1 protein-coding gene is annotated in these 530 nt (G+C 63.4%); it reads right to left on the bottom strand.

The features are described from left to right. On the bottom strand, positions 1-530 hold a 530-nt coding region (locus KBY08_RS26270; protein WP_225651323.1), incomplete at both ends, for an AMP-binding protein.

Consider the following 530-nt stretch of genomic DNA (forward strand, 5'->3'; position numbering starts at 1 on the left):
GCTTCATGGACCGCCGGGTGTTTAGCCAGGGCGGCCTCGATTTCGCCGATTTCGATACGCAAGCCGCGGATCTTCACCTGAAAGTCATTACGGCCCAGGTATTCCAGCGCGCCATTGGCCAGCCAGCGACCGACGTCGCCGGTTTTGTACAGACGTGCCTGCGGGTCGTTGGAGAACGGGTCGGCGATGAAACGTTCGGCGCTCAGTTGCGGCTGGTTCAGGTAACCCCGCGCCACGCCGATACCGCCAATGTGCAGCTCACCGGCCACGCCCATTGGTTGCAGCTGGCCCAAGGCATCGAGTACGTGCATCTGAATGTTGGCAATCGGACGGCCGATGGGCACGCTGTCGCCCGGATCCGTCGGACGACATTCCCAGGCGGTAACGTCGATGGCCGCTTCGGTCGGGCCATACAGGTTGTGCAGTTCAACGCCCTTGAGCTGTTGCTCGAAACGGCGCTGCAACGCACGAGGCAAGGCCTCGCCACTGCACAGCACGCGGCGCAGTTGCGGGAAGTCGCGGGTTGAGCG

Origin of the sequence: Pseudomonas sp. P135 (assembly GCF_020312125.1) — a bacterium.
Taxonomy (GTDB): domain Bacteria; phylum Pseudomonadota; class Gammaproteobacteria; order Pseudomonadales; family Pseudomonadaceae; genus Aquipseudomonas; species Aquipseudomonas fragariae.